The organism is Streptomyces sp. NPDC020742 (assembly GCF_040641675.1).
GTDB lineage: Bacteria > Actinomycetota > Actinomycetes > Streptomycetales > Streptomycetaceae > Streptomyces.
Genome location: NZ_JBFAEA010000004.1, coordinates 266,808 through 291,932, shown reverse-complemented (window position 1 = coordinate 291,932; position 25,125 = coordinate 266,808). Strand labels below are relative to the sequence as shown.

Sequence of the window (25,125 nt, the reverse complement as noted above, 5' to 3'; positions counted from 1 at the left end):
TCCGGCCGGAAGAGCGGCGATCCGTCCGGCCAGGAGGACAGTGCGGGCCGTCCGGTCAGGCGACCACGACGACCTTGGTGCCCTGGAGGGCGAAGTCCCACATCGCCTTGCCGTCGTCCCGCGACTCACGGATGCCGCCGGTCTTCTTCCCCGTGGCAGGGTCCGGCCGTGAGCCGTCGACCGCCGCACTGAAGCCGACCGTGACGCCGTTGACGGCGGCGAACCGCACCACGTGCTCGATCGCGATGCCGTCCGAGCCGGTGACGCTCACCGAACGCGAGACGACCGGGTAGGAGCCCAGCGGCGGGCTCACCGTGCTCGGGGCGACCGTGAAGGTCCGCACCGCCCGGCCGTCGACGCCGACCAGCCAGACGCGCTTGCCGCCGAGCGAGTAGACCACCCGCCGGCCGGTGCCGGAGGCGTCCGGGACCGCGGGCGGGGCGGGCTTGGGAGCCTTCTTTTTCGGCTGGTCCCGGTGGCCCTGGGCCGTGCTGTGGTGGCCGTCGTCCCGGGCCTGGGTCAGGGTGTCCGGGGCGGACGCCGCGGCCTGGTAGCCGAGCACACCGACCGCGATGATGGCGGCCGTGGTCAGCGCGGTGACGATCGTGCTGCTCTTAGCGGGCACCGCTGTGCCACCTCTCCTCTTGCCTCTTCCCCTGGGCCCCCGCTCCGGGGGTGTCCCTGCTCCGGGGCGACGGTAGCAGGGGACGGGGCACCGCCCGCCGCGCCGTAGTCTTGAGGACGTGCTGCTGCTAGCTCTTGACACCGCCACCCCCGCCGTCACGGTCGCGCTCCACGACGGGACCGACGTCCTCGCCGAGTCCCGCCAGGTCGACGCCCGCCGGCACGGCGAGCTGCTGCTGCCCGCCGTCGACCGGGTGCTCGGGGCGGCCGGCCGGAAGCTCGACGAGGTCAGCGAGATCGTGGTGGGGGTCGGCCCGGGCCCGTACACCGGGCTGCGGGTCGGTCTGGTGACCGCCGCCACCTTCGGCGCGGCCCTGGGCGTTCCCGTCCACGGCCTGTGCACGCTGGACGGTCTGGCGCACGCCGCCGGGCTGACCGAACCCTTCGTGGTGGCCACCGACGCCCGGCGCAAGGAGGTCTACTGGGCGCGCTACGACGGCCGCCCCTCGCCCGGGCACCCGGTGATCCGGCTGACCGAGCCGGCCGTCGACCGCCCCGCCGACCTCGCCGACCAGGTGGCCGGCGTCCCGGCCGTAGGCGCCGGCGCGCTGCTCTACGACACCGTCTTCACCGGCGTCCGGCGCGAGGGCCCCGAGCACCAGTCCGCCGCCGCGCTCGCCGAGCTGGCCGTCGCCAAGCGGGCCGCGGGCGAGGAGCTGCTGGAGCCGCGGCCGCTGTACCTGCGCCGCCCGGACGCCCAGGTACCCGCGAACTACAAGGTGGTCACGCCCAAGTGACCGCCCTCCCGTCGCCCGACCCCCGCCCCCCAACGGCACCCCCGCGCGGCGGCGCCTCTCCCGCGTTGCCCGACGCCGGCACCCAGGCCGCCGTGGTGCTCCGGGAGATGCGCTGGTGGGACATCGCGCCGGTGCTGGAGTTGGAGCGCGCCCTCTTCCCCGAGGACGCCTGGTCGCCGGGCATGTTCTGGTCCGAGCTGGCGCACGCCCGGGGCCCGCGGGCCACCCGCCGCTACCTCGTCGCCGAACTGGAGGTGCCGCCGCGCTGGGGGTCCCCCCGGACGGCGTCTGGGGGAGGCGCCGATGAGGGACGGCGGTCGGGTGACGGGCGGGACGGCCGTCTGGTGGGCTACGCCGGGCTGGCCGCGGTCGACGGCACCGGCGACGTCCAGACCATCGCCACCGCCCGCGACCAGTGGGGCACCGGCCTCGGCTCCCGGATGCTGACCGAACTCCTCAGCGCCGCAACGGACTTCGAATGCCATGAGGTGCTGCTGGAGGTGCGGGTCGACAACCTCCGCGCCCAGCGCCTCTACGAGCGCTTCGGCTTCGAGCCGATCGGCTTCCGCCGCGGCTACTACCAGCCCGGCAACGTTGACGCCCTGGTGATGCGCCGCACCACCCAGACCTCCTCCGAAGCACCCTCCGTACAAGGAACTTGACAACCATGGCTGACTCACGCGGCGGACCGCTCGTCCTCGGCATCGAGACCTCCTGCGACGAGACCGGTGTCGGCATCGTCCGCGGTCACACCCTCCTCGCCGACGCGGTCGCCTCCAGCGTCGACGAGCACGCCCGGTTCGGCGGCGTGGTGCCGGAGGTGGCCTCCCGCGCCCACCTGGAGGCGATGGTCCCCACCATCCAGCGGGCGCTGAAGGACGCCGGGGTCGCGGCGTCCGACCTGGACGGCATCGCGGTCACCGCGGGGCCCGGCCTGGCCGGTGCGCTGCTGGTCGGCGTCTCGGCCGCCAAGGCGTACGCCTATGCGCTGGGCAAGCCGCTCTACGGCGTCAACCACCTCGCCTCGCACATCTGCGTCGACCAGCTGGAGCACGGCCCGCTGCCGGAGCCCACCATGGCGCTGCTGGTCAGCGGCGGGCACTCCTCGCTGCTGCTGGCGCCGGACATCACCGCCGACGTCCGGCCGCTGGGCTCGACCATCGATGACGCGGCCGGCGAGGCCTTCGACAAGATCGCCCGGGTGCTCAACCTCGGCTTCCCCGGCGGCCCGGTCATCGACCGCTACGCCCGCGAGGGCAACCCCGACGCGATCCGCTTCCCGCGCGGGCTGACCGGCCCCCGCGACCCCCGCTACGACTTCTCCTTCTCCGGTCTGAAGACGGCCGTGGCCCGCTGGATCGAGGCCAAGCGGGCGGCCGGCGAGGAGGTGCCGGTGGCGGACGTCTCGGCGTCCTTCCAGGAGGCCGTGGTGGACGTGCTGACCCGTAAGGCGGTGCGGGCCTGCAAGGACAACGGCGTGGACCACCTGATGATCGGCGGCGGGGTGGCGGCCAACTCCCGGCTGCGGGCGATGGCCGAGCGCCGCTGCGAGGACGCCGGCATCACCCTGCGGGTGCCGCGGCCCAAGCTGTGCACCGACAACGGCGCGATGGTGGCGGCCCTGGGCGCGGAGATGGTGGCCCGGGGGCGGGCGGCCTCCGCCTGGGACCTCTCGGCGGACTCCTCGCTGCCGGTCACCGAGCCGCATGTGCCGGGGGCGGACCCGGCGGAGGAGACCGGTGACGGGCATGGCCACGGTCACGGTCACGGGCACAGCCACGGCCACGACCACGTCCACGAGATGAGCAAGCAGAACCTCTACTCCTGAAACGCCCCGCCTGCTGCGGACCGGTTGCTCCCGACCGCCCCGCCTTCCGCGGACCGGTTGCTCCCGACCGCCCCGCCTTCTGCGGATCGGTGACAACCGGCGCCTCCCCCGGCACCCCGTACGCCCCGAGGTCTTACCCTGGAGCGGCACCGGGCGCGCACGTGGGGAGGCGACAGGCTGTGGACTGGTTCTGGTGGGTCTTCATCTTCTTCATGGCGGGCGGCTTCGCGAAGGTCGCCGACACCGCCCGTACGGCGCTGCGCACCCGTCATGAGCGCAAGATGGAGCGCCTGGAGTCGGCCCGTCACGAGCGGCAGGAGCTGGCCGCCGCGCAGAAGCCGCCGGAGCCGGTGTGCGGCTGCACCCATCACCTCGCCAAGCATGACAAAAAGGGCAAGTGTCATGAGCGGGTGGAGCTCCCGGTCGCCTGGGACGCCGACCACAAGCCGGTCCAGTACGAGGCCGGCCAGTGCACCTGCCAGCAGTACATCGGCCCCCAGCCGCTCTCCCAGGTCTACGCCGAGGACCTCACCGACCTGGCCTGAGCGCCGGTCAGGCGCCGCCCACCGGGTGCCCGAGCAGCATCGTCGGCGCCCCGGCGACCCGGGTCAGGAAGATCGTCACCGAGGCGCCGCCGCCCGCCAGCTTCAGCTTCTTGCGCAGCTCCTCCGGCTCCACGGCGGAGCCCCGCTTCTTGATCACCGCGACCCCGACCCCGCGCTCGCGCAGCAGCGCCTTAAGCCGCTTGACGTGGAAGGGCAGCACATCGGTGAGCTCGTAGGCGGTCGCGTACGGGGTGGGGCGCAGCGCGTCGGCGGTGATGTAGGCGATGGTGGGGTCCAGGAGCCGGCCGTCGACGTCGGCGGCGACGTCCGCGACGAGGTGGGCGCGGATCACCGCGCCGTCCGGCTCGTACAGGTAGCGGCCCACCGGACCGGCCTCCGCGTCCGGCAGGCCCGCGCCGCGCAGCGAGTCACCGGCCGGCAGTAGCGTGGCGCGCCGGGCGCCGGGCTCGGTGCCGAACCACAGCACCGCCTCCTTCACCTCGCCCCCGTCGGAGATCCACTCCGTTCCGGCGTCCTCCGGCAGCGCCTCGTGCGGCACCCCGGGGGCGACCTTCAGCGCCGCGAAGGGGGCCGTACGGGCCGCCTCGACCGCCCACGACAGCGGCGGTGAGTACGCCTCCGGGTCGAAGATCCGGCCGCCGCGCGCCCCGCCGCGCCGGGCCGGGTCGACGAACACCGCGTCGTATCCGGCGGTGTCCACCTCCGTCACCTCGGCCTGGCGCACCTCGATCAGCTCCGCGAGCCCCAGCGCCTCGGCGTTCGCCCGGGCCGCCGCACAGGCCAGCGGGTCGCGGTCGACGGCCAGTACGCGGATCCCGGCCCGGGCCAGCGCCAGCGCGTCCCCGCCGATGCCGCAGCACAGATCGGCCAGGGTGCGCACGCCCAGCGCGGCGAACCGGGCGGCCCGGTGGGCGGCGACCGTGGTGCGGGTGGACTGTTCGACGCCGTGCGGGGTGAAGTACATCCGCCCGGCGTCCGCCCCGAACTTCGCCGCCGCGCGCTGCCGCAGCCGGGCCTGGCCGAGTGCGGCGGACACCAGGGGCGCGGGGTGGTCGCGGCGCAGCCGGGTGGCGGTGGCCAGCTCGTCCGCCGGGTCGTGGTCGCGCAGTTCGGCCAGCAGCGCCTGCCCCTCGGGGGTGAGCAGCGCGGAGAAGGTGTCGAGGTCGGTCACCTGCACCATTGTGGGCCAGACCCGGTCGGCCTGGCCGCCCGGTGGGCCACGCCCTGCCCCGCGGTCGCTCCCGTCACGCTGCCCGGCGGTCGCGCCGCCGCGCCGCCCGGCGTCGGGGAAGGCCCCGCAGCGGCCGGCGGTTCGGCGCGCCCTCCGGCTCCCGGCGGCGCTGGGCGTGGTCGCTGATCCGCAGCAGCAGCGCCACCATCACCCAGTTCGCGACCAGCGACGAGCCGCCCTTGGCGAGGAACGGCAGCGCCTTGCCGGTCAGTGGGATCAGACCGGTGACCCCGCCGGAGACCACGAAGACCTGGAGCAGCAGCGCCCCGGCCAGCCCGACCGCGAGCAGTTTGCTGAACGGGTCGCGGGAGGTCAGCGCCACCCGCAGCCCGCGCTGCGCCAGCAGGACGTACAGCATCAGCACGGCCATCACCCCGGCCAGGCCCAGCTCCTCGCCGACCGTGGTGAGGATGAAGTCGCTGTTGCCGGCGAAGCCGATCAGCTCGGGGTGGCCCTGGCCCAGGCCGCTGCCGCTGATGCCGCCGCTGCCGAAGCTGAACAGCGCCTCGCCCAGCTGGTTGGACATGCCCTCGGCGATGCCCTGCTTGGTGAAGGCGTGCATCGGGTCGAGCCAGGCGGTGACCCGGCCGTGCACATGCGGTTCGAGGGAGCCGACGACGGCCGCGCCGACGGTGGCCATCAGCAGGCCGCACACCACCCAGCTGGCGCGGTTGGTGGCCATGTAGAGCATGATCACGAAGACGCCGAAGAAGATCAGCGAGGTGCCCAGGTCCCGTTCGAAGATCAGCACCAGCAGGCTGATCGCCCAGATCGTGAAGATCGGCCCCAACTGCCGCCCTGGGGGCAGCTGGACGCCCATGACGCGGCGTCCGGCCAGCGCCAGCGCATCGCGGTTGACGGTCAGGTAGCCGGCGAAGAACACCGAGATCATGATCTTCACGAACTCGCCGGGCTGGAGCGACAGCGGCCCCAGCAGGATCCAGCGCTTGGCGCCGTACATGTCCGCGCCGAAGAACGCCGGTGCCATCAGCAGCACCAGTGCGACCGCCATCGTCAGGTAGATGTAGCGCTGGAGGATTCGGTGGTCGCGCACCAGCAGCAGGATGACGATGCAGACCGCCACCCCGATCACCGACCACACCAGCTGCCCGCTGGCCGCCTCGGCGATCTTCAGCCGGGGGGTGTGGGCGTAGGTGAGGTCCAGCCGGTGCAGCAGGACCAGGCCGATCCCGGTCAGCAGCGTCGCCACCGGCAGGATCAGTGGATCGGCGCGGGGGGCGAACCGGCGCAGCACCAGGTGCGGCACCAGCGCCAGGAAGAGCATGCTGACCGCGAAGCGGGCCAGGCCGCCGGGCAGTTGGCCGGTCATGGACAGCCCGGTGTAGGCGTAGCCGAAGACGGTGATCAGCGAGACGAGGGCCAGCAGCCGGGCCTCGGTCCGCCGGCGGTCCGGGGCCCGGGCGAGCGCGGCGAACGTCATGGTCCGCTCGGCGTCGCTCTCCGGCTTCTCCCGGGGCGCCCGGGCAGCGCTGATCGGTCCACGCACGGGAATCCTCCGCCATCGATGGTCAGGGCCGCGGACGATCCGGGCTGATCCACACACGACGTGCCGGCGCGGTTGGCGCGTCCGGCAGTCGGGGAAGTAGACGAGGCAGCCCCGAGGGTGGTTGCGAGGAACGGGAAGCCGTGTCCGCTTTGGTAGGGAAGCTACCCCTCGGCGACCTCGCGGTTCCCGTGGGCGTCACCCGGTCCCGCAGAACCGCACCCGGCGCGCTGGCACTCCGCTTGACCGAGTGCTAACCGCGGCATAGTCTCGGCGTTGGCACTCTCCAGTGGGGAGTGCCAGACACAGCGACGGGCAGGTCCGGCACCCGCGACGACGGATCCACCTGGTCGCCACCTCAGACAGTTAACCCCGTGAGATCTCCGAAGGGGGAGGTCGGATCGTGACGACCACCAGCTCCAAGGTTGCCATCAAGCCGCTTGAGGACCGCATCGTGGTCCAGCCGCTCGACGCCGAGCAGACCACGGCCTCGGGTCTGGTCATCCCGGACACTGCCAAGGAGAAGCCCCAGGAGGGCGTCGTCCTGGCCGTCGGCCCGGGCCGCTTCGAGGACGGCAAGCGCGTCGAGCTCGACGTCACCGTTGGCGACGTCGTTCTCTACAGCAAGTACGGCGGCACCGAGGTGAAGTACAACAACGAGGACTACCTCGTGCTCTCTGCGCGCGACGTGCTCGCGATCGTCGAGAAGTAATTCACCCGCTTTTGCCGTGATCTGCGCCCCTGGTTCCCGCGTCTAAACAACCCGGGGCAGGGGCGCAGTTCCGTTTTGACACAGCGGTCCCCACTGCGTGCCGAGGATCGCAATGAGAGGACTTGAAGCACCCCATGGCGAAGATCCTGAAGTTCGACGAGGACGCCCGTCGCGCCCTTGAGCGCGGCGTCAACAAGCTTGCCGACACGGTCAAGGTGACGATCGGCCCCAAGGGCCGCAACGTCGTCATCGACAAGAAGTTCGGCGCCCCGACCATCACCAACGACGGTGTCACCATCGCCCGTGAGGTCGAGATCGAGGACCCCTACGAGAACCTGGGCGCCCAGCTCGTCAAGGAGGTGGCGACCAAGACCAACGACATCGCGGGTGACGGCACCACCACCGCCACCGTGCTGGCCCAGGCCCTGGTCCGCGAGGGTCTGCGCAACGTCGCCGCGGGCGCTTCCCCGGCCGCCCTGAAGAAGGGCATCGACGCCGCGGTCAAGGCCGTGTCCGATGACCTCCTGGCCACCGCCCGTCCGATCGACGACAAGGCCGACATCGCCGCCGTGGCCGGTCTGTCCGCGCAGGACAAGCAGGTCGGCGAGCTGATCGCCGAGGCCATGGACAAGGTCGGCAAGGACGGTGTGATCACCGTCGAGGAGTCCAACACCTTCGGTCTGGAGCTGGACTTCACCGAGGGCATGGCCTTCGACAAGGGCTACCTCTCGCCCTACATGGTCACCGACCAGGAGCGTATGGAGGCCGTCCTCGAGGACCCGTACATCCTGATCCACCAGGGCAAGATCGCCTCGATCCAGGACCTGCTGCCGCTGCTGGAGAAGATCATCCAGGCCGGCGCCTCCAAGCCGCTGCTGATCATCGCCGAGGACGTGGAGGGCGAGGCCCTCTCCACCCTCGTCGTCAACAAGATCCGTGGCACCTTCAACGCCGTGGCCGTCAAGGCCCCCGGCTTCGGTGACCGCCGCAAGGCGATGCTCGGCGACATGGCCACCCTCACCGGTGCCACCGTCATCGCCGAGGAGGTCGGCCTCAAGCTCGACCAGGCCGGTCTGGACGTGCTGGGCACCGCCCGCCGCGTGACCGTCACCAAGGACGACACCACCATCGTCGACGGTGGCGGCAAGTCCGAGGACGTCGAGGGCCGGGTCGCCCAGATCAAGGCCGAGATCGAGGGCACCGACTCCGACTGGGACCGCGAGAAGCTCCAGGAGCGCCTCGCCAAGCTCGCCGGCGGCGTCTGCGTGATCCGCGTGGGTGCGGCCACCGAGGTCGAGCTCAAGGAGAAGAAGCACCGTCTGGAGGACGCCATCTCCGCGACCCGCGCCGCGGTCGAGGAGGGCATCGTCTCCGGTGGTGGCTCCGCCCTGGTCCACGCCGCCAAGGTGCTGGACGGCGGCCTGGGCAAGGAGGGCGACGAGGCCACCGGTGTCGCCGTCGTCCGCCGCGCGGTCGTCGAGCCGCTGCGCTGGATCGCGGAGAACGCCGGCCTGGAGGGCTACGTCATCACCTCCAAGGTCGCCGAGCAGGAGAAGGGCAACGGCTTCAACGCCGCCACCGGTGAGTACGGCGACCTGGTCAAGGCCGGCGTCATCGACCCGGTGAAGGTCACCCGCTCCGCGCTGGAGAACGCCGCGTCGATCGCCTCCCTGCTGCTGACGACCGAGACGCTGGTCGTCGAGAAGAAGGAAGAGGAAGAGGCCGAGGCCGGTCACGGCCACGGTCACGCGCACTGACGCGCGGCGCGCACCGCGCGCCGGCTGATCCGAAAGGCCCGGTTCCCGTTCGCGGGGGCCGGGCCTTCCGGCGTTCAGGTTCCCGCGGGTGGCCCGGCGGGCCGTCAGGCCGAGCGGCCGAGGTGCTCGGGGCGGACCGGGTCGGCGAAGGGCAGACCGCCGGCGTAGCGGGCGAGTTCGTCCAGGGCGCTGTCGGCGAGGCGGTGCAGCTCGGTGCCCATCGAGCCGGCGATGTGCGGGGTGAGCAGGACGTTCGGCAGCTCGTACAGCGGGGAGTCCGGGGGCGGCAGGGCGGGCTCGGTGACGTCCAGGACGGCGCTCAGCCGGCCGGAGACCAGCTCGGGCAGCAGGGCCGCCGCGTCGACCAGGGAGCCGCGGGCGGTGTTGACCAGCGTCGCGCCGTCCGGCATCAGGGCCAGTTCGCGGGCGCCCAGCAGGTGGCGGGTGGCGGGCAGTTGCGGTGCGTGCACGGTGACCACGTCGCTGCCGGCGCACAGCGCGGCCAGCGGCACCGGCCGCACCCCCAGCCGGGCGGCCTCGGCGGCGTCCAGGTACGGGTCGTACAGCAGGACGTCCAGGGCGAACGGGCGCAGCAGCTCGACGACCCGCCGGCCGATGCGGGAGGCGCCGATCACGCCGACGGTGCGGCGGTAGTTGCCGGCGCCGGCCAGCTCTCGGTGCCAGTCGTGCCCGGTGCGCAGCCCGCGGTAGCGGTGCGCGCTGTGCAGGACGCGCTTGTTGGCCATCAGGATCGCGGCGAGGGTGTACTCGGCGACCGGGAGCGCATTGGCCGCCGCCGCCGAGGAGACCGCGATACCGCGCTCCCAGCAGGCGTCGGTGAGGTGGTGCTTGACCGAGCCGGCGGCGTGCACGACCGCCCGCAGCCGGGGCGCCGCGGCCAGTACGGACGCGGTCAGCGGGGGCGCGCCCCAGCAGGTGAGCAGCACCTCGGCGTCGGCCAGCGCGGCGGCGACGGCCGGTGGGGGAGCGGCCAGGTCGTGGGCGACCAGCCGGGAGTCGGTACGGGCCAGGGCCGCGAGCCGGGTGTGGTGGCGGGCGTCGAGCAGCCGCTCGGCGACACCGGGGCCCATCGACAGCAGCAGGGCGGGCCGGTGCGCCGCGGGTGGCCCGCCCCCCGCGCCGTCGGCTTCCCCGGCGTGGCCGGCGGGGGGCGATGTGGTCATACGGCGTGCTCCTCCGTGGTCCCGTTCCGCTCGTCTTGACGCACCATCAGCTCACCGGGAGGATCCCTGGCTGTCGGCCGTCATCCTCCGCCCCAGGGGGCGCCATGCCCGGATCCCACCCCTTCCCCCTTCCGCCCGAGGACCGCCGGCGCAGCCCGTACACCGGCTTCACCCGCGCCCACTGGGAGGCCGCGGCCGACGCGCTGCTGTGCGCGGCCCGCCCCTACTTCTCCCCGCGGCACGGCCTGCTCACCCTCCCCGGCCCCCGCCCCAGCTGCTCCGGTCCCCGCTCCGACGCCCTCGAAGGGTTCGCCCGGACCTTTCTGCTCGCCGCCCTCCGGGTTGCCGGTGGCCGGGGCCACGATCCGCACGGCCACCTCGCCCGCTACGCCCAGGGCCTGGCCGCCGGCACCGCACACCCCACCGACGAGCGGGAGGTGACGTCCGCCGAGCCCGAATCCTGGCCGCGCATCGGCGCCGTCCGTCAGGCCCGCGTCGAGGCCGCCGCCCTCGCCCTGGCGCTGCGGCTGACCCGCCCCTGGCTCTGGGACACCCTCGGCGGGGACGTCCGCGCCCGGATCGCCGACTGGCTGCTGCCCGCCCTCGGCCCGTCCCCGGTGGACAACAACTGGTGGCTCTTCGGCCTGACCGTCGGCGGCTTCCTGGCGGAGGCAGGCATCGAGACCGGACGCGCCCGGGCCGCCGTCGACCGCGCGCTGGCCCGTATCGAGCACTGGTACCGCGGCGCCGGCTGGTACTCCGACGGCGACAACCGGGCGTTCGACCACTACAACGCCTGGGCGCTGCACTTCTACCCGGTCCTACACGCCCACCTCGGCGCCGACCGCGCCCTGCTGGCCGTCCACGGCCCCCGCCTGCGCGCCCAACTCGACGACTCCACCCGCCTCTTCGGCGCGGACGGCGCCCCGCTCCCGTTCGGCCGCTCCCTCACCTACCGCTGGGCCGCTGCCGCCGGCCCCTGGCTGGGCGCCCTCACCGGCCACACCCCGCTCACCCCGGGGGCCACCCGCCGCCTCGCCTCCGGGGCGCTGCGCCACTTCCTCGACCGCGGCGCGGTCACCGAGGACGGGCTGCTGTCGCTCGGCTGGTACGGGCCGTACGCGCCGATGCTCCAGGGCTACTCGGGGCCGGGGTCGCCCTACTGGGCGGCCAAGGGCTTCCTCGGTCTGCTGCTCCCGGCCAGCGCCCCGGTCTGGACCGCCACCGAGCAACCGCTGCCGGCCGAGACCGCGGACACCGCGCGGCCACTCGGGCCCACCGGCCTGCTGCTGCAGTCCACCGCCTCCGACGGGCTGGTGCGCGTCCACAACCACGGCAGCAACGGCGTCTCGGCCGGGCCCGACCCGTACTACGACCGCTTCGCCTACTCCACCCGCACCGGCCCCACGGCATCCGCCGGCGCCGGCCCGGGCCTCGCCGACAACCACTTCGCGCTGCTCGTCGACGGCCGCCCCACCTCCCGCGGCCCGGCCACCCCGTACGCCACCGGCCCGGACCGGGCCTGCTCCGTCCACACCCCGCAGCACCCCGACGGCACCGTGCTGCACGGCGTCCGGGTGCACTCCGCCACCGTCGTCCACGGCCGCGCCGAACTCCGCGCGCACCTGGTCACCGGCGCCGCACCGGGCACCCCCGTCCGCCAGACCGGCTGGGCCACCACCCACGGCGGCCCGCTCGCCCAACTCCACCCGGTGTACGGCTATCCGGGCCCGCCCCGCCCGGCCCCCGCGGGCAGCAGCCTGATCGGCCCCGGGGCCACCACCACCGTCCTGGAGGGCGCCACCACCGCCGATCCGCAGGGCACCCTCTTCGCGGCCCTGGCCTCCCTGACCGGCGACCCGGACCCCGCCCCGGTCCACACCCTGGCCACCGTCCGCCGCACCGGCCGGACCCTCCACCTCACCTGGCACGACGACGGCACCACCGCCCGCCTGACGCTGCCCGGTCCGCCCGGGGAAGGTGACGGCCCGTAAGGGGCGCGGGGTCCGGGGCGCGGCGAGCGACGGCCCCGGACGTTGGCTCGGGGCGGCCGGACCCCTCCCCGCTAGCGGGGGCCGTACTTCCGGCCCGTACGGGACGTCAGCCCGCCCAGCACCCCACGGGGCGCCAGCTTCACCGCGCCCATCAGCGCCTTGTACCGGGGGTCGGGGATGGACAGCGACTTGCCCCGGACCAGGTCCTTCATCGCGGCGTCCACCAGCTTGTCGGCATCCAGCCACATCCAGCCGGGGATGTTGTCCGTCCCCATCCCGGCCCGCTGGTGGAACTCGGTGCGGACGAAGCCCGGGCACAGCGCCATCAGCCGCACCCCGCTGCCGGCCAGGTCGCGCGCCGCGCCCTGGGTGAACTGCACCACCCACGCCTTGCTCGCGCCGTAGGTGCCGCGCGGTACGAACGCCGCCACCGACGCCACATTGACCACCGCGCCGCGCCGCCGGTCGCGCATCCCGCGCACGGCGGCCGTGGTCAGCCGCAGCACCGCCTCGCAGTGCACCTTCAGCATCGTCAGCTCGTCGGCCATCGAGACCTCGAGGTACTCGCCCTTGTTGCCGAAGCCGGCATTGTTCACCAGCAGATCGACCGGGTGCTTGGGGTCGGCGAGCCGCGCCTCGACCGCGGCGATGCCCTCCTCGGTGGACAGGTCGGCGCTCAGCACCTCCGCCTCGATGCCGTGCCGGTCGTGCAACTCCGTTGCCTGCTCGTGCAGTCGCTTCTCGTCCCGCGCCACCAGCACCACGCTGTGGCCGTCGCCGGCCAGCCGCCGGGCGAACGCCGCCCCGATGCCCGCCGTCGCTCCCGTGATCAATGCAGTCGTCATACGGGCACGCTATCCGCCCGGACGCCCGCGACGGAGCCCCAGCCCCCCGGTACCGGAACCGCCTCTCCCGCTTTCCCCCACCGCCCCCACTCCCCGCCGCCCGCCGGGGCGCTCCGCCGCGGGACCGGCGGCCGCCCCGGTCCGCCGCCCGGCGCCCGCGGCTCCCTCAACTCCCCTGCTGATCCAGGTACTTCATGACCCGGCGCTGTGCCTCCTGCGGCAGCGCCCGCCCCGCGTCCAGCAGCTGCGGCAGCAGCTCCCGCCGGGTCGTCAGCGCCCGGAACATCAGCCCGACGGTCACCTCGTGCGCCGGCCGGTGCACCCGCGTGACGGCGTCCCCGGCCCGGATCTCGCCCGCCTCGATCACCCGTAGATAGGTGCCGGGCACCCCGGCCTCGGTGAACCGCCGGAGCCAGCCGTGCTCGCCCAGCCACCCCTGGAACGTACGGCAGGGGATCCGCGGACAGCTCACCTCCAGCAGCAGCTGTGGGCCGACCCGCCAGCGCTCCCCGATGCGGGCGCCGGTGATCTCGATGCCCCACGTGGTGAGGTTCTCGCCGAACGAGCCGTTGGGCAGCACCCGCCCCAGCTGCCGCTCCCAGCCGTCCAGGTCCTCCCGTGCATAGGCGTAGACGGCCTGGTCGTCGCCGCCGTGGTGGCGCCGGTCGACGACCGCGTCACCGGCCAGCCCGCTGCCGCCGACCCCCTTGGGGCCGGGGGCGCACACCGCCACCGGGCCGTTCACGGGCCGCTTGTCGATGCCGGTGCCGCCCGGGGCGTCGGTGTGCTCGGACGGCGCGGGCCGCCCCAGGTTCACGGTCAGCAGCTTCATTCGACGCTCCGTTGCTCGCTCGGCGGGGCCCGGGGAGCGCCGGCCGGCCATACCGCCACCGGTACGAGGCGCACCGGCCCCGTCACCACGCTAGGACGACTCCGCCCCGCCCCGCCCGGTGGGCGCCGCCCACCGGGGGCGCACCCCGGTCCCGGAGCGCACGGCCCCCAAGGCCGGCCCCGCCCGCACCCCGCGCAGACCCCGACCACCCAAAAGTGCGGACCGCTTTTTCCCGGGCCGGCCCAAGTCGCGCTTATGCTCGATGCATGATCGAGGCCCGTCATCTCCGTGTGCTGCGCGCCGTCGCCCGGACCGGGTCGTTCTCCGCCGCGGCGCGCGAACTGGGCTGCACCCAGCCGGCGGTCAGTCAGCAGATGAAGGCGCTGGAGTGCTCCGCCGGCACCCCGCTGTTGGTCCGGGCCGGCCGGGAGATGCGGCTGACGCAGGCCGGCGAGGCGCTGGTGCGGCACGCTGTCGGCATCCTGGCCGGTCTGACCGCGGCGGAGGAGGAGGTGGCGGCCATCGCCGGCCTGCGGGCGGGCCGGGTGCGCCTGGTGTCGTTCCCCTCGGGCAGCTCCACGCTGGTGCCGACCGCCCTGGCGCGGATGCGCGCCGCCCACCCCGGCACCCGGGTCTCGCTGGTGGAGGCCGAGCCGCCGCGCTCGATCGAGATGTTGCGCAACGGCGACTGCGAGATCGCGCTGGCCTTCCGTTACCCGGAGGTGCGCGGTGCCGACCCGGAGGCCGCGGCGGAGTGGGACGACCTGGTCGTACGGCCGATCCTGGTGGACCGGCTGATCGGCCTGGTGCCGGACGGCCACCGGCTGGCACAGGCCGGCACCGCCCGGTTCGCCGACCTGGCCGACGAGCCGTGGATCGCGGGCTGCCCCCGCTGCCGCAGGCACCTGGTGGAGGTCTGCGAGGGGGCCGGCTTCACCCCGCGCATCGACTTCGCGACGGACGACTATCCGGCGGTGATCGGGCTGGTCGGCGCGGGCCTGGGGGTCGCCGCGCTGCCCGAGCTCACGCTGGAGTCGGTACGCCCCAAGGGAGCCACCGCGATACGGATGGAGCCGGCGGTGCAGCGCGAGATCGTGGCGCTGACCCTGCCGGACCTGGCCCAGGTCCCCGCCGTCGAGGCGACCCTCGACCAGCTTGCGGAGGCGGCCGGCCGCCGCGCCCCCCAGCGCTGACGACACCGGGCCTTTCCCTACGGGGGACCCGCCGCGGACGCAGCGGTCGACGAAGCGGCGGATGCGGCGGAAGCACCGGAAGCACCCTGACCACGAGGCCGTGGAAGAAGGGGAGCCAGCGGCCGAAGTCGCACCGGGGAGACGCGGACGCAGACGCAGCAAAACCGGCCCGGCATGCAAAACCGGCGGGCCATGGCCCGCCGGGCGTACGAAACTGTCGCTCCTCGCAGCCGCTCGCTGCGCAGGAACGTTCCTTCAGGAGCGGGGCGCCCCGTTCAGGCGCCCGCGCGCCCGGTCATGGAGGTCGCGGGGACGAGCCGGTGGCGGGCCCGGCCCATGAGCTCCTCGCGCTCGTCCTCCGTCAGACCGCCCCAGACCCCGTAGGGCTCGCGGACGGCCAGCGCATGCGCTGCGCACTCGGCCCGTACGGGGCAGCGCATGCAGACCTCCTTCGCCGATGTCTCACGCGCGCTGCGAGCCGCTCCTCGCTCGCCCTCGGGATGGAAGAAGAGGGAGCTGTCCACGCCGCGGCAGGCGGCCAGCAGCTGCCAGTCCCAGAGGTCTGCGTTCGGGCCCGGGAGGCGGGAGAAATCTGCCATTGCTTGTCCCCTCGAAGCGGTGCTGATTCGGGCTCGGTGCTCACGACGGTACATCTACTGTCGAAGTAGATGTAAATATGACTCATTGCGAATCTAGCCGCAGCCCACGCGAAAATGGAAGAAAGAGAGCCAAATAGGGCATAGGGTGCACGCGCGGATGCCGGCCGCCCCTCAAGTCGCTGCGTATCCGGCTCCTCACGGAGCGTGCTGAATACGGTCAGCGAAGCCGTAACTCTTTCGAGTGACCGTCGTTGAGTGTGCGGAGGCGATTGGCGGAAGTAGCCCTCGGGCAGGTGTCCGAGGCGGCGGTCAATCGCACAGGTGACGATACGTACCAGCCTGGAGGCTCAAGGTGACGCGCATCAGCTGCGGAGGGCGGTCATGACATCCGTCCTCGTCTGCGACGACTCCCCGCTTGCCCGAGAGGCGCTCCGTCGGGCGGTGGCAACCGTGCCCGGCGTTGAGCGTGTGACGACCGCGGCCAACGGCGAGGAAGTCCTCCGCCGCTGGGGTGCCGATCGCTCGGATCTGATTCTGATGGACGTACGGATGCCCGGTCTCGGCGGTGTCGAGACCGTGCGCCGGCTGCTGTCCGCCGACCCCGGGGCCCGGATCATCATGCTCACGGTGGCCGAGGACCTCGACGGCGTCGCGCTCGCGGTCGCCGCCGGTGCCCGGGGCTATCTGCACAAGGACGCCTCGCGCGCCGAGTTGCGGGCGACGGTGACCCAGGCGCTCGCAGACCCGACGTGGCGGCTCGCCCCGCGCCGGCTGCGGTCCGCCGAGATGGGTGCCGCGCCCACGCTCACCGCGCGGGAGATCCAGGTGCTGGAGGGCATGAGTCACGGCCGCTCGAACGCCGAGATCGGACGTGAGCTGTTCCTCTCCGAGGACACGGTCAAGACCCACGCCCGGCGTCTGTTCAAGAAACTGGGCGCCTCGGACCGGGCGCACGCGGTGGCGCTCGGCTTCCGCTGGGGACTGGTCCGCTAGGCGTTGTGACGTGCAGCGATGCGGGGGAGTGAAGATCCCCGCCCGCCGCCCGGCGGGCGGGGTGACAAGGTGCCCCGCAACCGCCCGCGTACGGTGGCGGTCCGATTCGTCGCGCGGTGCCGCATCCTTGGAGGTATGGAGTTCCTCGGGGACGGGTCGGTCGGGCACGAGGGGAGGGCGCGGGAGATGACAGCCGGCGCACCTGCCGCTCATAACGCTTCAGCGCACAAGTGCGGACCTGATGCCACGGAGCGTGCGGCACCAAGGCACCATGGTCCGATGCGTGAAGACGGCAAGCAGGAGATCGGCGATCTCGTCGCACGCGCCGTCGAGGGGGACCAGCGGGCCACCCATGACCTGCTGGCCCATGTGCACCCGCTCGCCCTGCGGTACTGCCGTACCCGTCTGTCGAGGCTGCCGGGCGATGCCCGGCACTTCGTCGAGGACCTGGCGCAGGAGGTGTGTGTCGCGGTGCTGTGCGCGCTGCCGCGCTACCGCGACACCGGCAAGCCGTTCGAGGCGTTCGTCTTCGCCATCGCCGGCCACAAGGTCGCCGATCTACAGCGGGCCGCGATGCGGCATCCGGGCAGCACGGCCGTGCCGTCCGACGAGATGCCCGAGCAGCCGGACGACTCCCTCGGTCCCGAGGAGCGGGCGCTGCTGAGCAGCGATGCCGAGTGGGCCAAGAAGCTGCTGGCGAACCTTCCGGAGCACCAGCGCGAGCTGGTGCTGCTGCGGGTCGCCGTCGGGCTGACGGCCGAGGAGACCGGGCAGATGCTGGGGATGTCGCCGGGCGCGGTCCGGGTCGCCCAGCACCGCGCGCTGAGCAGGCTGCGCGCGCTGGCCGAGCAGTAGTCCAACGGGGGAAGAACGGCGAGAAGTCGCCGTAGGAATACACAAGTGACGAGGCCCTCATCGCTCGTGGATTGGGACACTTCCTCAGGCCGTTAGCATGGGAGTCCGCGCTGAGGCAAGAGCATTGGGGAAGGTGTCATGAGTGACAACGTCGACGGTATGCCCGCCAAATTCGCCATGCTCGGGCTGACATACGACGACGTGCTGCTGTTGCCCGGTGCGTCCGAGGTGCTGCCGAACGCGGTGAGCACGGCGTCCCGCGTCTCGCGCAACGTCACGGTGAACATCCCGCTGCTCTCCGCGGCGATGGACAAGGTCACCGAGGCGCGGATGGCCATCGCCATGGCGCGGCAGGGCGGCGCGGGCGTGCTGCACCGCAACCTCTCCATCGAGGACCAGGCCAACCAGGTCGACCTGGTCAAGCGCTCCGAGTCCGGCATGGTCACCGACCCGATCACGGTCCGTCCGGACGCCGACCTCGCCGAGGCCGACGCGCTGTGCGCGAAGTTCCGCATTAGCGGCGTCCCGGTGACCGATGCCGCGGGCAAGCTGCTGGGCATCGTCACCAACCGCGACATGGCCTTCGAGATGGACCGCAGCCGGCAGGTGCGCGAGGTCATGACGCCGATGCCGCTGGTCACCGGCAAGGTCGGCATCTCCGGCGAGGACGCCATCGAGCTGCTGCGCCGCCACAAGATCGAGAAGCTGCCGCTGGTCGACGACGCGGGCGTGCTCAAGGGCCTGATCACGGTCAAGGACTTCGTGAAGGCCGAGAAGTACCCCAACGCCGCCAAGGACGCCGAGGGCCGGCTGGTCGTCGGTGCCGCGGTCGGCGTCGGCGACGCGGCGTACGACCGGGCGCAGGCGCTGGTCGAGGCCGGTGCGGACTTCCTGGTGGTGGACAGCGCACACGGCCACAGCCGCGGCATCCTCGACATGATCGCCAAGATCAAGTCCAACATCAGCGTCGATGTGGTCGGCGGCAACGTCGCCACCCGCGACGGCGCCCAGGCGCTGATCGACGCCGGCGCCGACGGCATCAAGGTCGGGGTCGGCCCCGGCTCCATCTGCACCACCCGTGTGGTCGCCGGCGTCGGCGTCCCGCAGGTCACCGCGATCTACGAGGCCGCGCAGGCCGCGAACGCCGCGGGCGTGCCGCTGATCGGCGACGGCGGGCTGCAGTTCTCCGGTGACATCGCCAAGGCCATCGCGGCCGGCGCGGACACCGTCATGCTGGGCTCGCTGCTGGCCGGCTGTGAGGAGTCGCCCGGCGAGATGGTCTTCATCAACGGCAAGCAGTTCAAGTCGTACCGCGGCATGGGCTCGCTGGGTGCGATGCAGTCCCGCGGGCAGGGCCGGTCCTTCTCCAAGGACCGCTACTTCCAGGACAACGTCCTGTCCGAGGACAAGCTGGTGCCCGAGGGCATCGAGGGCCAGGTGCCCTACCGCGGTCCGCTGGCCTCGGTCGCCCACCAGCTCGTCGGCGGCCTGCGCGCCTCCATGGGCTACGTCGGCTCCGCCGACATCCCCGAGCTCAAGGAGAAGGGCCGGTTCGTCCGGATCACCGCGGCGGGCCTGAAGGAAAGCCACCCGCACGACGTCCAGATGATCACCGAGGCGCCGAATTACGCACGCCGCTGAGCGCCTGTCCCCTGGACAGGCCCCCGCACGGCCCTACCGTGGAGCCCGCGGCCGCACCCCGGCCGCGGGCTCCGGTGCGTCGGGGATACTGGAAGCGCATACGCAGAGGGAAAGGCCACACACGTGACTGAGATCGAGATCGGGCGCGGCAAGCGCGGCCGCCGGGCATATTCATTCGACGACATCGCCGTCGTACCCAGTCGCCGCACCCGCGACCCGAAGGAGGTCTCGATCGCCTGGCAGATCGACGCCTACCGCTTCGAGCTGCCGTTCCTGGCCGCTCCCATGGACTCGGTGGTCTCCCCGCAGACCGCGATCCGCATCGGTGAGCTGGGCGGCCTGGGTGTCCTCAACCTCGAAGGGCTGTGGACCCGGTACGAGGACCCCGAGCCGCTGCTCGCCGAGATCGCGGAGCTGAACGAGTCCGAGGCCACCCGCCGGCTCCAGGAGATCTACGCCGCCCCGATCAAGGAAGAGCTGATCGGCCAGCGCATCAAGGAGGTGCGGGACGCCGGTGTGGTCACCGCCGCGGCGCTGTCGCCGCAGCGGACCGCGCAGTTCTCCAAGGCCGTGGTCGACGCCGGGGTAGACATCTTCGTCATCCGCGGTACGACGGTCTCCGCCGAGCACGTCTCGTCCGCGGCCGAGCCGCTGAACCTCAAGCAGTTCATCTACGAGCTGGACGTCCCGGTCATCGTCGGCGGCTGCGCCACCTACACCGCCGCGCTGCACCTGATGCGCACCGGTGCGGCCGGCGTGCTGGTCGGCTTCGGCGGCGGCGCCGCGCACACCACCCGTAACGTCCTGGGCATCCAGGTGCCGATGGCGACCGCGGTGGCCGATGTGGCCGCGGCCCGCCGGGACTACATGGACGAGTCCGGCGGCCGGTACGTCCACGTCATCGCCGACGGCGGTGTGGGCTTCTCCGGTGACCTCCCCAAGGCGATCGCCTGTGGCGCCGACTCGGTGATGATCGGCTCCCCGCTCGCCCGCGCGACGGACGCCCCGGGCCGCGGCCACCACTGGGGCATGGAGGCGGTCCACGAGGACGTGCCGCGCGGCAAGCGGATGAACCTGGGCGCGGTCGGTACCACCGAGGAGATCCTGCTCGGCCCGTCCACCATCCCGGACGGTTCGATGAACTTCTTCGGCGCGCTGCGCCGGGCCATGGCGACGACGGGCTACTCGGAGCTCAAGGAGTTCCAGCGGGTCGAGGTCACGGTCGCCCCGCGCCGCTGACCCCCGTCCCCTCAGGGCCCTCGCAAGGAGCCCGGTCGCGCGGTTGCGCGGCCGGGCTCCTTGACGTTCGTCCGGGGTCTCACAGCCGGTGCGCGGCCCCGGTCGGTGTGGCGCCGCGGGTGTCCAGCAGGAGTTGGGCCTTCACCGACAGGCCCTGGAGGTCGTAGGTGCGGTGGGCCTGGAGCAGCAGCGTGAGGTCGGCCGCGGCGGCGGCCTCGTAGAGGGAGTCGGCGCGCGGGACGGGGCGGTCCTGGACGGTCCAGCTGGGGACGTAGGGGTCGTGGTAGGTGACGTGCGCGCCGAGTTCCCGCAGGCGGGCGGCGATCTCCCAGGCGGGTGACCCGGCCAGGTCGCCCACGTCCGGCTTGTAGGTGACGCCGAGCAGCAGGACGCGGGCGCCGCGGGCGGACTTGCCGTGTTCGTTCAGCAGGGTGGCGCAGCGCTGGAGGACGTAGCCGGGCATCCGGTCGTTGACCTCCTGCGCCAGTGCCACCATCCGCAGCGGCGGGCCCGGGCAACGGCCTTTGTGCGCAAGGCGGTTGGGGTCCACCGGGGCGGCGTGGCCGCCGACGCCGGGGCCGGGGCGGAAGGCCTGGAAGCCGAACGGCTTGGTCTCCGCGCAGCGGATGACGTCCCACAGGTCGACGCCGATGTCGTGGCAGAAGACCGCCATCTCGTTCATCAGGGCGATGTTGATGTGGCGGTAGTTCGTCTCCAGCAGCTTGGCGGTCTCCGCCTCGCGGGGGCCGCGGGCGCGGACGACCTTGTCGGTGAGGCGGCCGTAGAAGGTGGCGGCGGCCTCGGTGCAGGCGGGGGTGAGGCCGCCGATGACCTTGGGGGTGTTGGCGTACCGGTGGGTGCGGTTGCCGGGGTCGTGGCGGGCGGGGGAGCAGGCGAGGTGGAAGTCGCGGCCGGCGGTGAGGCCCGAACCCTCCTCCAGGAGGGGGCGCAGGAACTCCTCGGTGGTGCCCGGATAGGCGGTGGATTCGAGGATCACCGTGGTGTGCGGCCGCAGCTGGGCGGCGAGGGTGCGCGCCGCGTCGGCCACCGCGGTCAGGTCCAGGGCGCCGTCCGGGCCCGGCGGGGTGGGGGCGCACAGCACGGCGGTGCGGACCCGGCCCAGGGCGGCCGGATCGGCGGTGGTGCGGAAGCCGGCCGAGACCAGCCGACGGAGTTCGGCGGCGGACAGCGGCCCGTCGGCGCCGGAGAGCGCGACGGCCCGCGGGTCCGGGTCGTAACCGAGGGTGCGGATACCGGCGGCGGTGGCGGCCTGGGCGAGGGGGAGGCCGAGGTGACCGAGTCCAATGACGGCGAGATCTGCGGGCATGCTGCGGCCGTCCTTCCCGAGCGACTGCGGATGGCGTGTGCGGAGGGCGTACGAGGTGGGTGGAGGGCGTCTGACGTGGGCCGATGGCGGGCCGGTTCCAGGTCAGGGGCGCGGTCGGTACCTGAGGGATGCGGGGCGCACAAAAGTAGACTAAGCGGATATTTGGCCCAGAATAGGGATTGGTGGATCAAGGTGGCCGGGTGTTGCCGCGGACGGCGGAGGGTGGCTAGCGGCTCAGGGCGCGGTCAGAATCGGTGAACGGGGGCCCGGCCCCCGTCACAGTGGCCCCGACGCAGCGGGAGGCAGCGGTGAGGACAGCGGTACTGGGACCGACGCAGCGGGCCGAGGCGCTCGCCCGAATGGCGGAGCGGGAGCTGGACATCCTCGTGGTCGGCGGCGGGGTCGTCGGCGCGGGGACCGCTCTGGACGCGGCGACCCGCGGACTGGCCACCGGGCTGGTGGAGGCGCGGGACTGGGCCTCGGGCACCTCCAGCCGGTCGAGCAAGCTCATCCACGGCGGTCTGCGGTATCTGGAGATGCTGGACTTCGCGCTGGTGCGGGAGGCGCTCAAGGAACGCGGGCTGCTGCTCCAGCGGCTGGCGCCGCACCTGGTCAAGCCGGTGCCGTTCCTCTATCCGCTCCAGCACAAGGCGTGGGAGCGGTGGTACGCGGGAGCCGGCGTGGCGCTCTACGACGGGATGTCGGTGTCGTCCGGGTACGGCCGCGGGCTGCCCGTGCACCGGCACCTCTCGCACAAGCGGGCGCTGCGGGTGGCGCCCTGTCTGAAGTCCGGCGCGCTGGTCGGGGCGCTGCAGTACTACGACGCGCAGATGGACGACGCCCGGTACGTGGCGACGATCGTGCGGACCGCCGCGGCCTACGGCGCCCGGGTCGCCAACCGCGCGCGGGTGGTGGGGTTCCTGCGCGAGGGCGAACGGGTCGTCGGCGCGCGGGTGGAGGACGTCGAGGGCGGCAGCGAGTACGAGATCCGGGCCCGGCAGATCGTCAACGCCACTGGGGTGTGGACCGACGACACCCAGGCGCTGATCGGCGAGCGCGGGCAGTTCCACGTCCGGGCGTCGAAGGGCATCCACCTGGTCGTCCCCAAGGACCGGATCCACTCGACGACCGGGTTGATCCTGCGTACCGAGAAGAGCGTGCTGTTCGTCATCCCGTGGGGGCGGCACTGGATCATCGGGACGACGGACACCGACTGGGACCTGGACAAGGCGCACCCGGCCGCCTCCAGCGCGGACATCGACTACCTGCTGGAGCATGTGAACGAGGTGCTGGCCACGCCGCTGACGAGGGACGACGTCGAGGGCGTCTATGCGGGGCTGCGGCCGCTGCTGGCCGGCGAGTCGGACGCCACCAGCAAGCTCTCGCGGGAGCACACCGTCGCCCACCCGGTGCCGGGGATGGTGGTGGTCGCGGGCGGCAAGTACACCACGTACCGGGTGATGGCCAAGGACGCCGTGGACGAGGCGGTGCACGCCCTGGACCAGAGGGTCGCGGAGTGCGTGACCGAGGACGTGCCGCTGGTGGGCGCCGAGGGCTACAAGGCGCTGTGGAACGCCCGGGCCCGGATCGCGGCGCGCACCGGCCTGCACGTGGCGCGGATCGAGCACCTGCTGAACCGGTACGGCTCGCTGACCGAGGAGTTGCTGGAGCTGGTGGTGGCCGACCCCTCGCTGGGCGAACCGCTGACCGGCGCCGACGACTATCTACGCGCCGAGGCGGTCTACGCCTGCACCCACGAGGGCGCCCGGCACCTCGACGACGTGCTGACCCGCCGGACCCGGATCTCCATCGAGACCTTCGACCGGGGCACCCGCAGCGCCCGCGAGGTGGCCGAGCTGATGGCGCCCGCGCTGGGTTGGGACGGCGACCAGATCGAGAAGGAGATCACGCACTACCGCAAACGGGTGGAGGCGGAGCGCGAATCCCAGCGGCAGCCCGACGATCTGACGGCGGATGCGGCGCGGCTGGGGGCGCCGGACATCGTGCCGCTGAGCTAGGGCGTCAGTCGCTGAGCCAGCCTGTCGTGCCGCTGAGCTAGGGCGCGGCTTTCCCCGTGTGGCCGTCGGCCCGCCGCGCCGGGCAGAACTCCGCGGTCAGCACGTCCGTGGCGTCCAGCGGGCGGGCCAGGACGTCGGTGTTGACCCGGAAGCTGACGAGGTGCCGGCCGTCGGCGGTGCCCGCGGTCTGTGCGAAGGAGCCGTTGATGTCGCCGTTGTGGCCCCAGACCGTGACGCCGCAGGGCAACCGGGTCGCGTACAGGCCGAGGCCGTAGGCGCCGCCGGTGTGCTTGTCGCTGCGCAGCTCGGTCATCTGGCGCGGTGCCAGCAACGCCCCGCCGAGCAGCGCGGAGAAGAAGCGGTTGAGATCGCCCAGGGTGGTGATCATCTCGCCGGCCGCGCCGGCTCGGCTGGGGTCCAGCGAGGTGGTGTCCACCTGCCGGTCGCCGATCCGGGAGTAGCCGCGGCCGTGCGGCTGGGGCAGCGCCGGGTCGGTGCCGGGGAAGGAGGTCTGGCGGAGCCCGGCGGGCCGCAGGACGCGGCGGCGGATCTCGGCGGCGTACGGGTGGCCGGTGACCGCCTGGATGATCAGGCCGAGCACCAGGTAGTTGGTGTTGGAGTAGCGGTAGCGGGCGCCCGGCGCGGCGGACGGCGGGTGGCCGAGGGCGGTCCGCAGCAACTCGGCCGGGGTGTGGTGGTCGTAGCGGTGGGCGCCGAAGCCGGTGCCGTAGAGCTGCCTTGAGAGCCGGCGGTCCTCGGTGTAGTTGAACAGGCCGCTGGTGTGGTCCAGCAGCTGCCGGACCGTCACCTTCCGCAGGTCGCTGCGGCCGCCGTCGCCGGTGACCGGCACCCCCGGCGGGAGGTGCGCGGCGGCGGCGTCGTGCAGGGTCAGCTTCCCCTCGGCGACCAATTGCAGGACCACCGTGGCGACCAGGGGCTTGGTCAGGCTGCCGGCCCGGAAGTGGTCCTGCCGGGTCATCCGGCGCCCGCTGCGCAGATCGGCGACACCGGCCGTGGCGAAGCGCGCGGCGGTGGATCCGTGGCCGCGGGTGACGAGGGAGGCCGCGCCCGGGGCGCCGTCCGCGACCAGCCGGTGCAGGGCGGCGGTGGCCGGCGCGGGCGTCCGGTAGCCGGTGGCCGGTGCGGGCGCCCGGTGGTCGGTGGCGGGTGCGGGCGCCCGGTGGTCGGTGGCCGGTGCGGGCGCCCGGTGGCCGGTGGCCGGGGGCGGGACGTGGGTGCGGGGCGGGTCACCGGCGCAGGCGGTCAGGGTGGACGCGGCCAGCGCGGCGAACGCAGCCGCAGCGGCGGCCGGCCGGCGCAGGCGCATCCTCATCGTGACTCCCGTTCGTCGGGGCCATCATGACGGTACGGGTGCCGGCCGGCACC

22 protein-coding genes are annotated in these 25,125 nt (G+C 73.2%); 13 read left to right on the top strand and 9 right to left on the bottom strand.

The annotated features are described in order from the left end of the window. Positions 1-55 precede the first annotated feature (55 nt). A complete protein-coding gene (locus AB0G84_RS10665; RefSeq protein ID WP_361318309.1) occupies positions 56-625 on the bottom strand; it encodes a hypothetical protein in 570 nt (189 codons plus the stop codon). 118 nt (positions 626-743) lie between these two features. On the opposite strand from AB0G84_RS10665, the gene tsaB reads away from it, so the two are divergent. The 4 genes from tsaB to AB0G84_RS10645 all read left to right on the top strand — a co-directional run bounded on the left by tsaB (position 744) and on the right by AB0G84_RS10645 (position 3,794). Beyond that, entirely contained in the window at positions 744-1,421 is a 678-nt protein-coding gene (tsaB, locus tag AB0G84_RS10660) for a tRNA (adenosine(37)-N6)-threonylcarbamoyltransferase complex dimerization subunit type 1 TsaB (protein ID WP_361318308.1), read from the top strand. A 107-nt stretch (positions 1,422-1,528) separates the two neighbouring features. Continuing rightward, the gene (locus AB0G84_RS10655; RefSeq protein WP_361318583.1) at positions 1,529-2,083 is read left to right on the top strand and encodes a GNAT family N-acetyltransferase; all 555 of its coding nucleotides are present in this window, start codon (positions 1,529-1,531) and stop codon (positions 2,081-2,083) included. Positions 2,084-2,088: 5 nt separating this feature from the next. Continuing rightward, on the top strand, positions 2,089-3,249 hold the full coding sequence (gene tsaD / locus AB0G84_RS10650; protein ID WP_361318306.1) for a tRNA (adenosine(37)-N6)-threonylcarbamoyltransferase complex transferase subunit TsaD: 1,161 nt from the start codon (positions 2,089-2,091) through the stop codon (positions 3,247-3,249). 179 nt (positions 3,250-3,428) lie between these two features. Beyond that, the gene (locus tag AB0G84_RS10645; RefSeq protein ID WP_361318304.1) at positions 3,429-3,794 is read left to right on the top strand and encodes a hypothetical protein; all 366 of its coding nucleotides are present in this window, start codon (positions 3,429-3,431) and stop codon (positions 3,792-3,794) included. A 7-nt stretch (positions 3,795-3,801) separates the two neighbouring features. On the opposite strand, the gene AB0G84_RS10640 is transcribed toward AB0G84_RS10645, so the two are convergent. Together AB0G84_RS10640 and AB0G84_RS10635 are read right to left on the bottom strand one after the other, a co-directional pair. Next, positions 3,802-4,995 (bottom strand): class I SAM-dependent methyltransferase, encoded by a 1,194-nt coding sequence (locus AB0G84_RS10640; protein WP_361318302.1) that lies wholly within the window; start codon positions 4,993-4,995, stop codon positions 3,802-3,804. Between the two features lie 64 nt (positions 4,996-5,059). After that, complete coding sequence (locus AB0G84_RS10635) at positions 5,060-6,487, bottom strand: FtsW/RodA/SpoVE family cell cycle protein (protein ID WP_361318581.1); 1,428 nt, start codon at positions 6,485-6,487, stop codon at positions 5,060-5,062. 466 nt (positions 6,488-6,953) lie between these two features. Here AB0G84_RS10635 and groES point away from each other — a divergent pair, with 466 nt between their 5' ends. Both groES and groL read left to right on the top strand, forming a co-directional pair. Then, positions 6,954-7,262 carry a co-chaperone GroES gene (gene groES, locus AB0G84_RS10630; RefSeq protein WP_361318300.1) on the top strand — a complete coding sequence of 103 codons (309 nt, stop codon included), beginning with the start codon at positions 6,954-6,956 and terminating at the stop codon, positions 7,260-7,262. A 134-nt stretch (positions 7,263-7,396) separates the two neighbouring features. Further along, positions 7,397-9,019: a chaperonin GroEL gene (groL, locus tag AB0G84_RS10625; RefSeq protein ID WP_361318579.1), complete on the top strand. Its 1,623-nt coding sequence runs from the start codon at positions 7,397-7,399 to the stop codon at positions 9,017-9,019. Between the two features lie 104 nt (positions 9,020-9,123). Here groL and AB0G84_RS10620 read toward each other — a convergent pair whose 3' ends face one another. Then, positions 9,124-10,110 carry a hydroxyacid dehydrogenase gene (locus AB0G84_RS10620; RefSeq protein ID WP_361318577.1) on the bottom strand — a complete coding sequence of 329 codons (987 nt, stop codon included), beginning with the start codon at positions 10,108-10,110 and terminating at the stop codon, positions 9,124-9,126. Between the two features lie 197 nt (positions 10,111-10,307). Between AB0G84_RS10620 and AB0G84_RS10615 the strand changes: the two genes are divergently transcribed. Next, positions 10,308-12,197, top strand: a complete 1,890-nt coding sequence (locus AB0G84_RS10615) for a DUF2264 domain-containing protein (RefSeq protein ID WP_361318298.1) — start codon at positions 10,308-10,310, stop codon at positions 12,195-12,197. A gap of 71 nt (positions 12,198-12,268) precedes the next feature. Here the strand turns inward: AB0G84_RS10615 and AB0G84_RS10610 are convergent, their stop codons facing one another. Continuing rightward, complete coding sequence (locus tag AB0G84_RS10610) at positions 12,269-13,042, bottom strand: SDR family NAD(P)-dependent oxidoreductase (protein WP_361318296.1); 774 nt, start codon at positions 13,040-13,042, stop codon at positions 12,269-12,271. 166 nt (positions 13,043-13,208) lie between these two features. Continuing rightward, the gene (locus AB0G84_RS10605) at positions 13,209-13,874 is read right to left on the bottom strand and encodes an MOSC domain-containing protein (RefSeq protein ID WP_361318294.1); all 666 of its coding nucleotides are present in this window, start codon (positions 13,872-13,874) and stop codon (positions 13,209-13,211) included. A 266-nt stretch (positions 13,875-14,140) separates the two neighbouring features. Between AB0G84_RS10605 and AB0G84_RS10600 the strand changes: the two genes are divergently transcribed. Continuing rightward, positions 14,141-15,067 (top strand): LysR family transcriptional regulator, encoded by a 927-nt coding sequence (locus AB0G84_RS10600; protein ID WP_361318292.1) that lies wholly within the window; start codon positions 14,141-14,143, stop codon positions 15,065-15,067. Between the two features lie 275 nt (positions 15,068-15,342). Here the strand turns inward: AB0G84_RS10600 and AB0G84_RS10595 are convergent, their stop codons facing one another. After that, positions 15,343-15,666 carry a WhiB family transcriptional regulator gene (locus AB0G84_RS10595; protein WP_361318290.1) on the bottom strand — a complete coding sequence of 108 codons (324 nt, stop codon included), beginning with the start codon at positions 15,664-15,666 and terminating at the stop codon, positions 15,343-15,345. Positions 15,667-16,047: 381 nt separating this feature from the next. On the opposite strand from AB0G84_RS10595, the gene AB0G84_RS10590 reads away from it, so the two are divergent. From AB0G84_RS10590 to AB0G84_RS10575, 4 genes are all read left to right on the top strand, one after another. Next, a complete protein-coding gene (locus AB0G84_RS10590) occupies positions 16,048-16,659 on the top strand; it encodes a response regulator transcription factor (protein ID WP_003948568.1) in 612 nt (203 codons plus the stop codon). A gap of 279 nt (positions 16,660-16,938) precedes the next feature. Continuing rightward, positions 16,939-17,514, top strand: a complete 576-nt coding sequence (locus tag AB0G84_RS10585; RefSeq protein ID WP_361318288.1) for a sigma-70 family RNA polymerase sigma factor — start codon at positions 16,939-16,941, stop codon at positions 17,512-17,514. 138 nt (positions 17,515-17,652) lie between these two features. Beyond that, entirely contained in the window at positions 17,653-19,155 is a 1,503-nt protein-coding gene (guaB, locus tag AB0G84_RS10580) for an IMP dehydrogenase (protein WP_361318286.1), read from the top strand. Between the two features lie 123 nt (positions 19,156-19,278). Further along, positions 19,279-20,394, top strand: coding sequence for a GuaB3 family IMP dehydrogenase-related protein (locus tag AB0G84_RS10575; RefSeq protein ID WP_361318284.1), 1,116 nt, complete (start codon positions 19,279-19,281; stop codon positions 20,392-20,394). A 79-nt stretch (positions 20,395-20,473) separates the two neighbouring features. Here the strand turns inward: AB0G84_RS10575 and AB0G84_RS10570 are convergent, their stop codons facing one another. Continuing rightward, entirely contained in the window at positions 20,474-21,721 is a 1,248-nt protein-coding gene (locus tag AB0G84_RS10570) for a nucleotide sugar dehydrogenase (protein WP_361318282.1), read from the bottom strand. Positions 21,722-22,029: 308 nt separating this feature from the next. Here AB0G84_RS10570 and AB0G84_RS10565 point away from each other — a divergent pair, with 308 nt between their 5' ends. Continuing rightward, positions 22,030-23,739, top strand: a complete 1,710-nt coding sequence (locus AB0G84_RS10565) for a glycerol-3-phosphate dehydrogenase/oxidase (RefSeq protein ID WP_361318280.1) — start codon at positions 22,030-22,032, stop codon at positions 23,737-23,739. 37 nt (positions 23,740-23,776) lie between these two features. Here the strand turns inward: AB0G84_RS10565 and AB0G84_RS10560 are convergent, their stop codons facing one another. After that, complete coding sequence (locus tag AB0G84_RS10560) at positions 23,777-25,072, bottom strand: serine hydrolase (RefSeq protein WP_361318278.1); 1,296 nt, start codon at positions 25,070-25,072, stop codon at positions 23,777-23,779. Between the last annotated feature and the right edge of the window lie 53 nt (positions 25,073-25,125).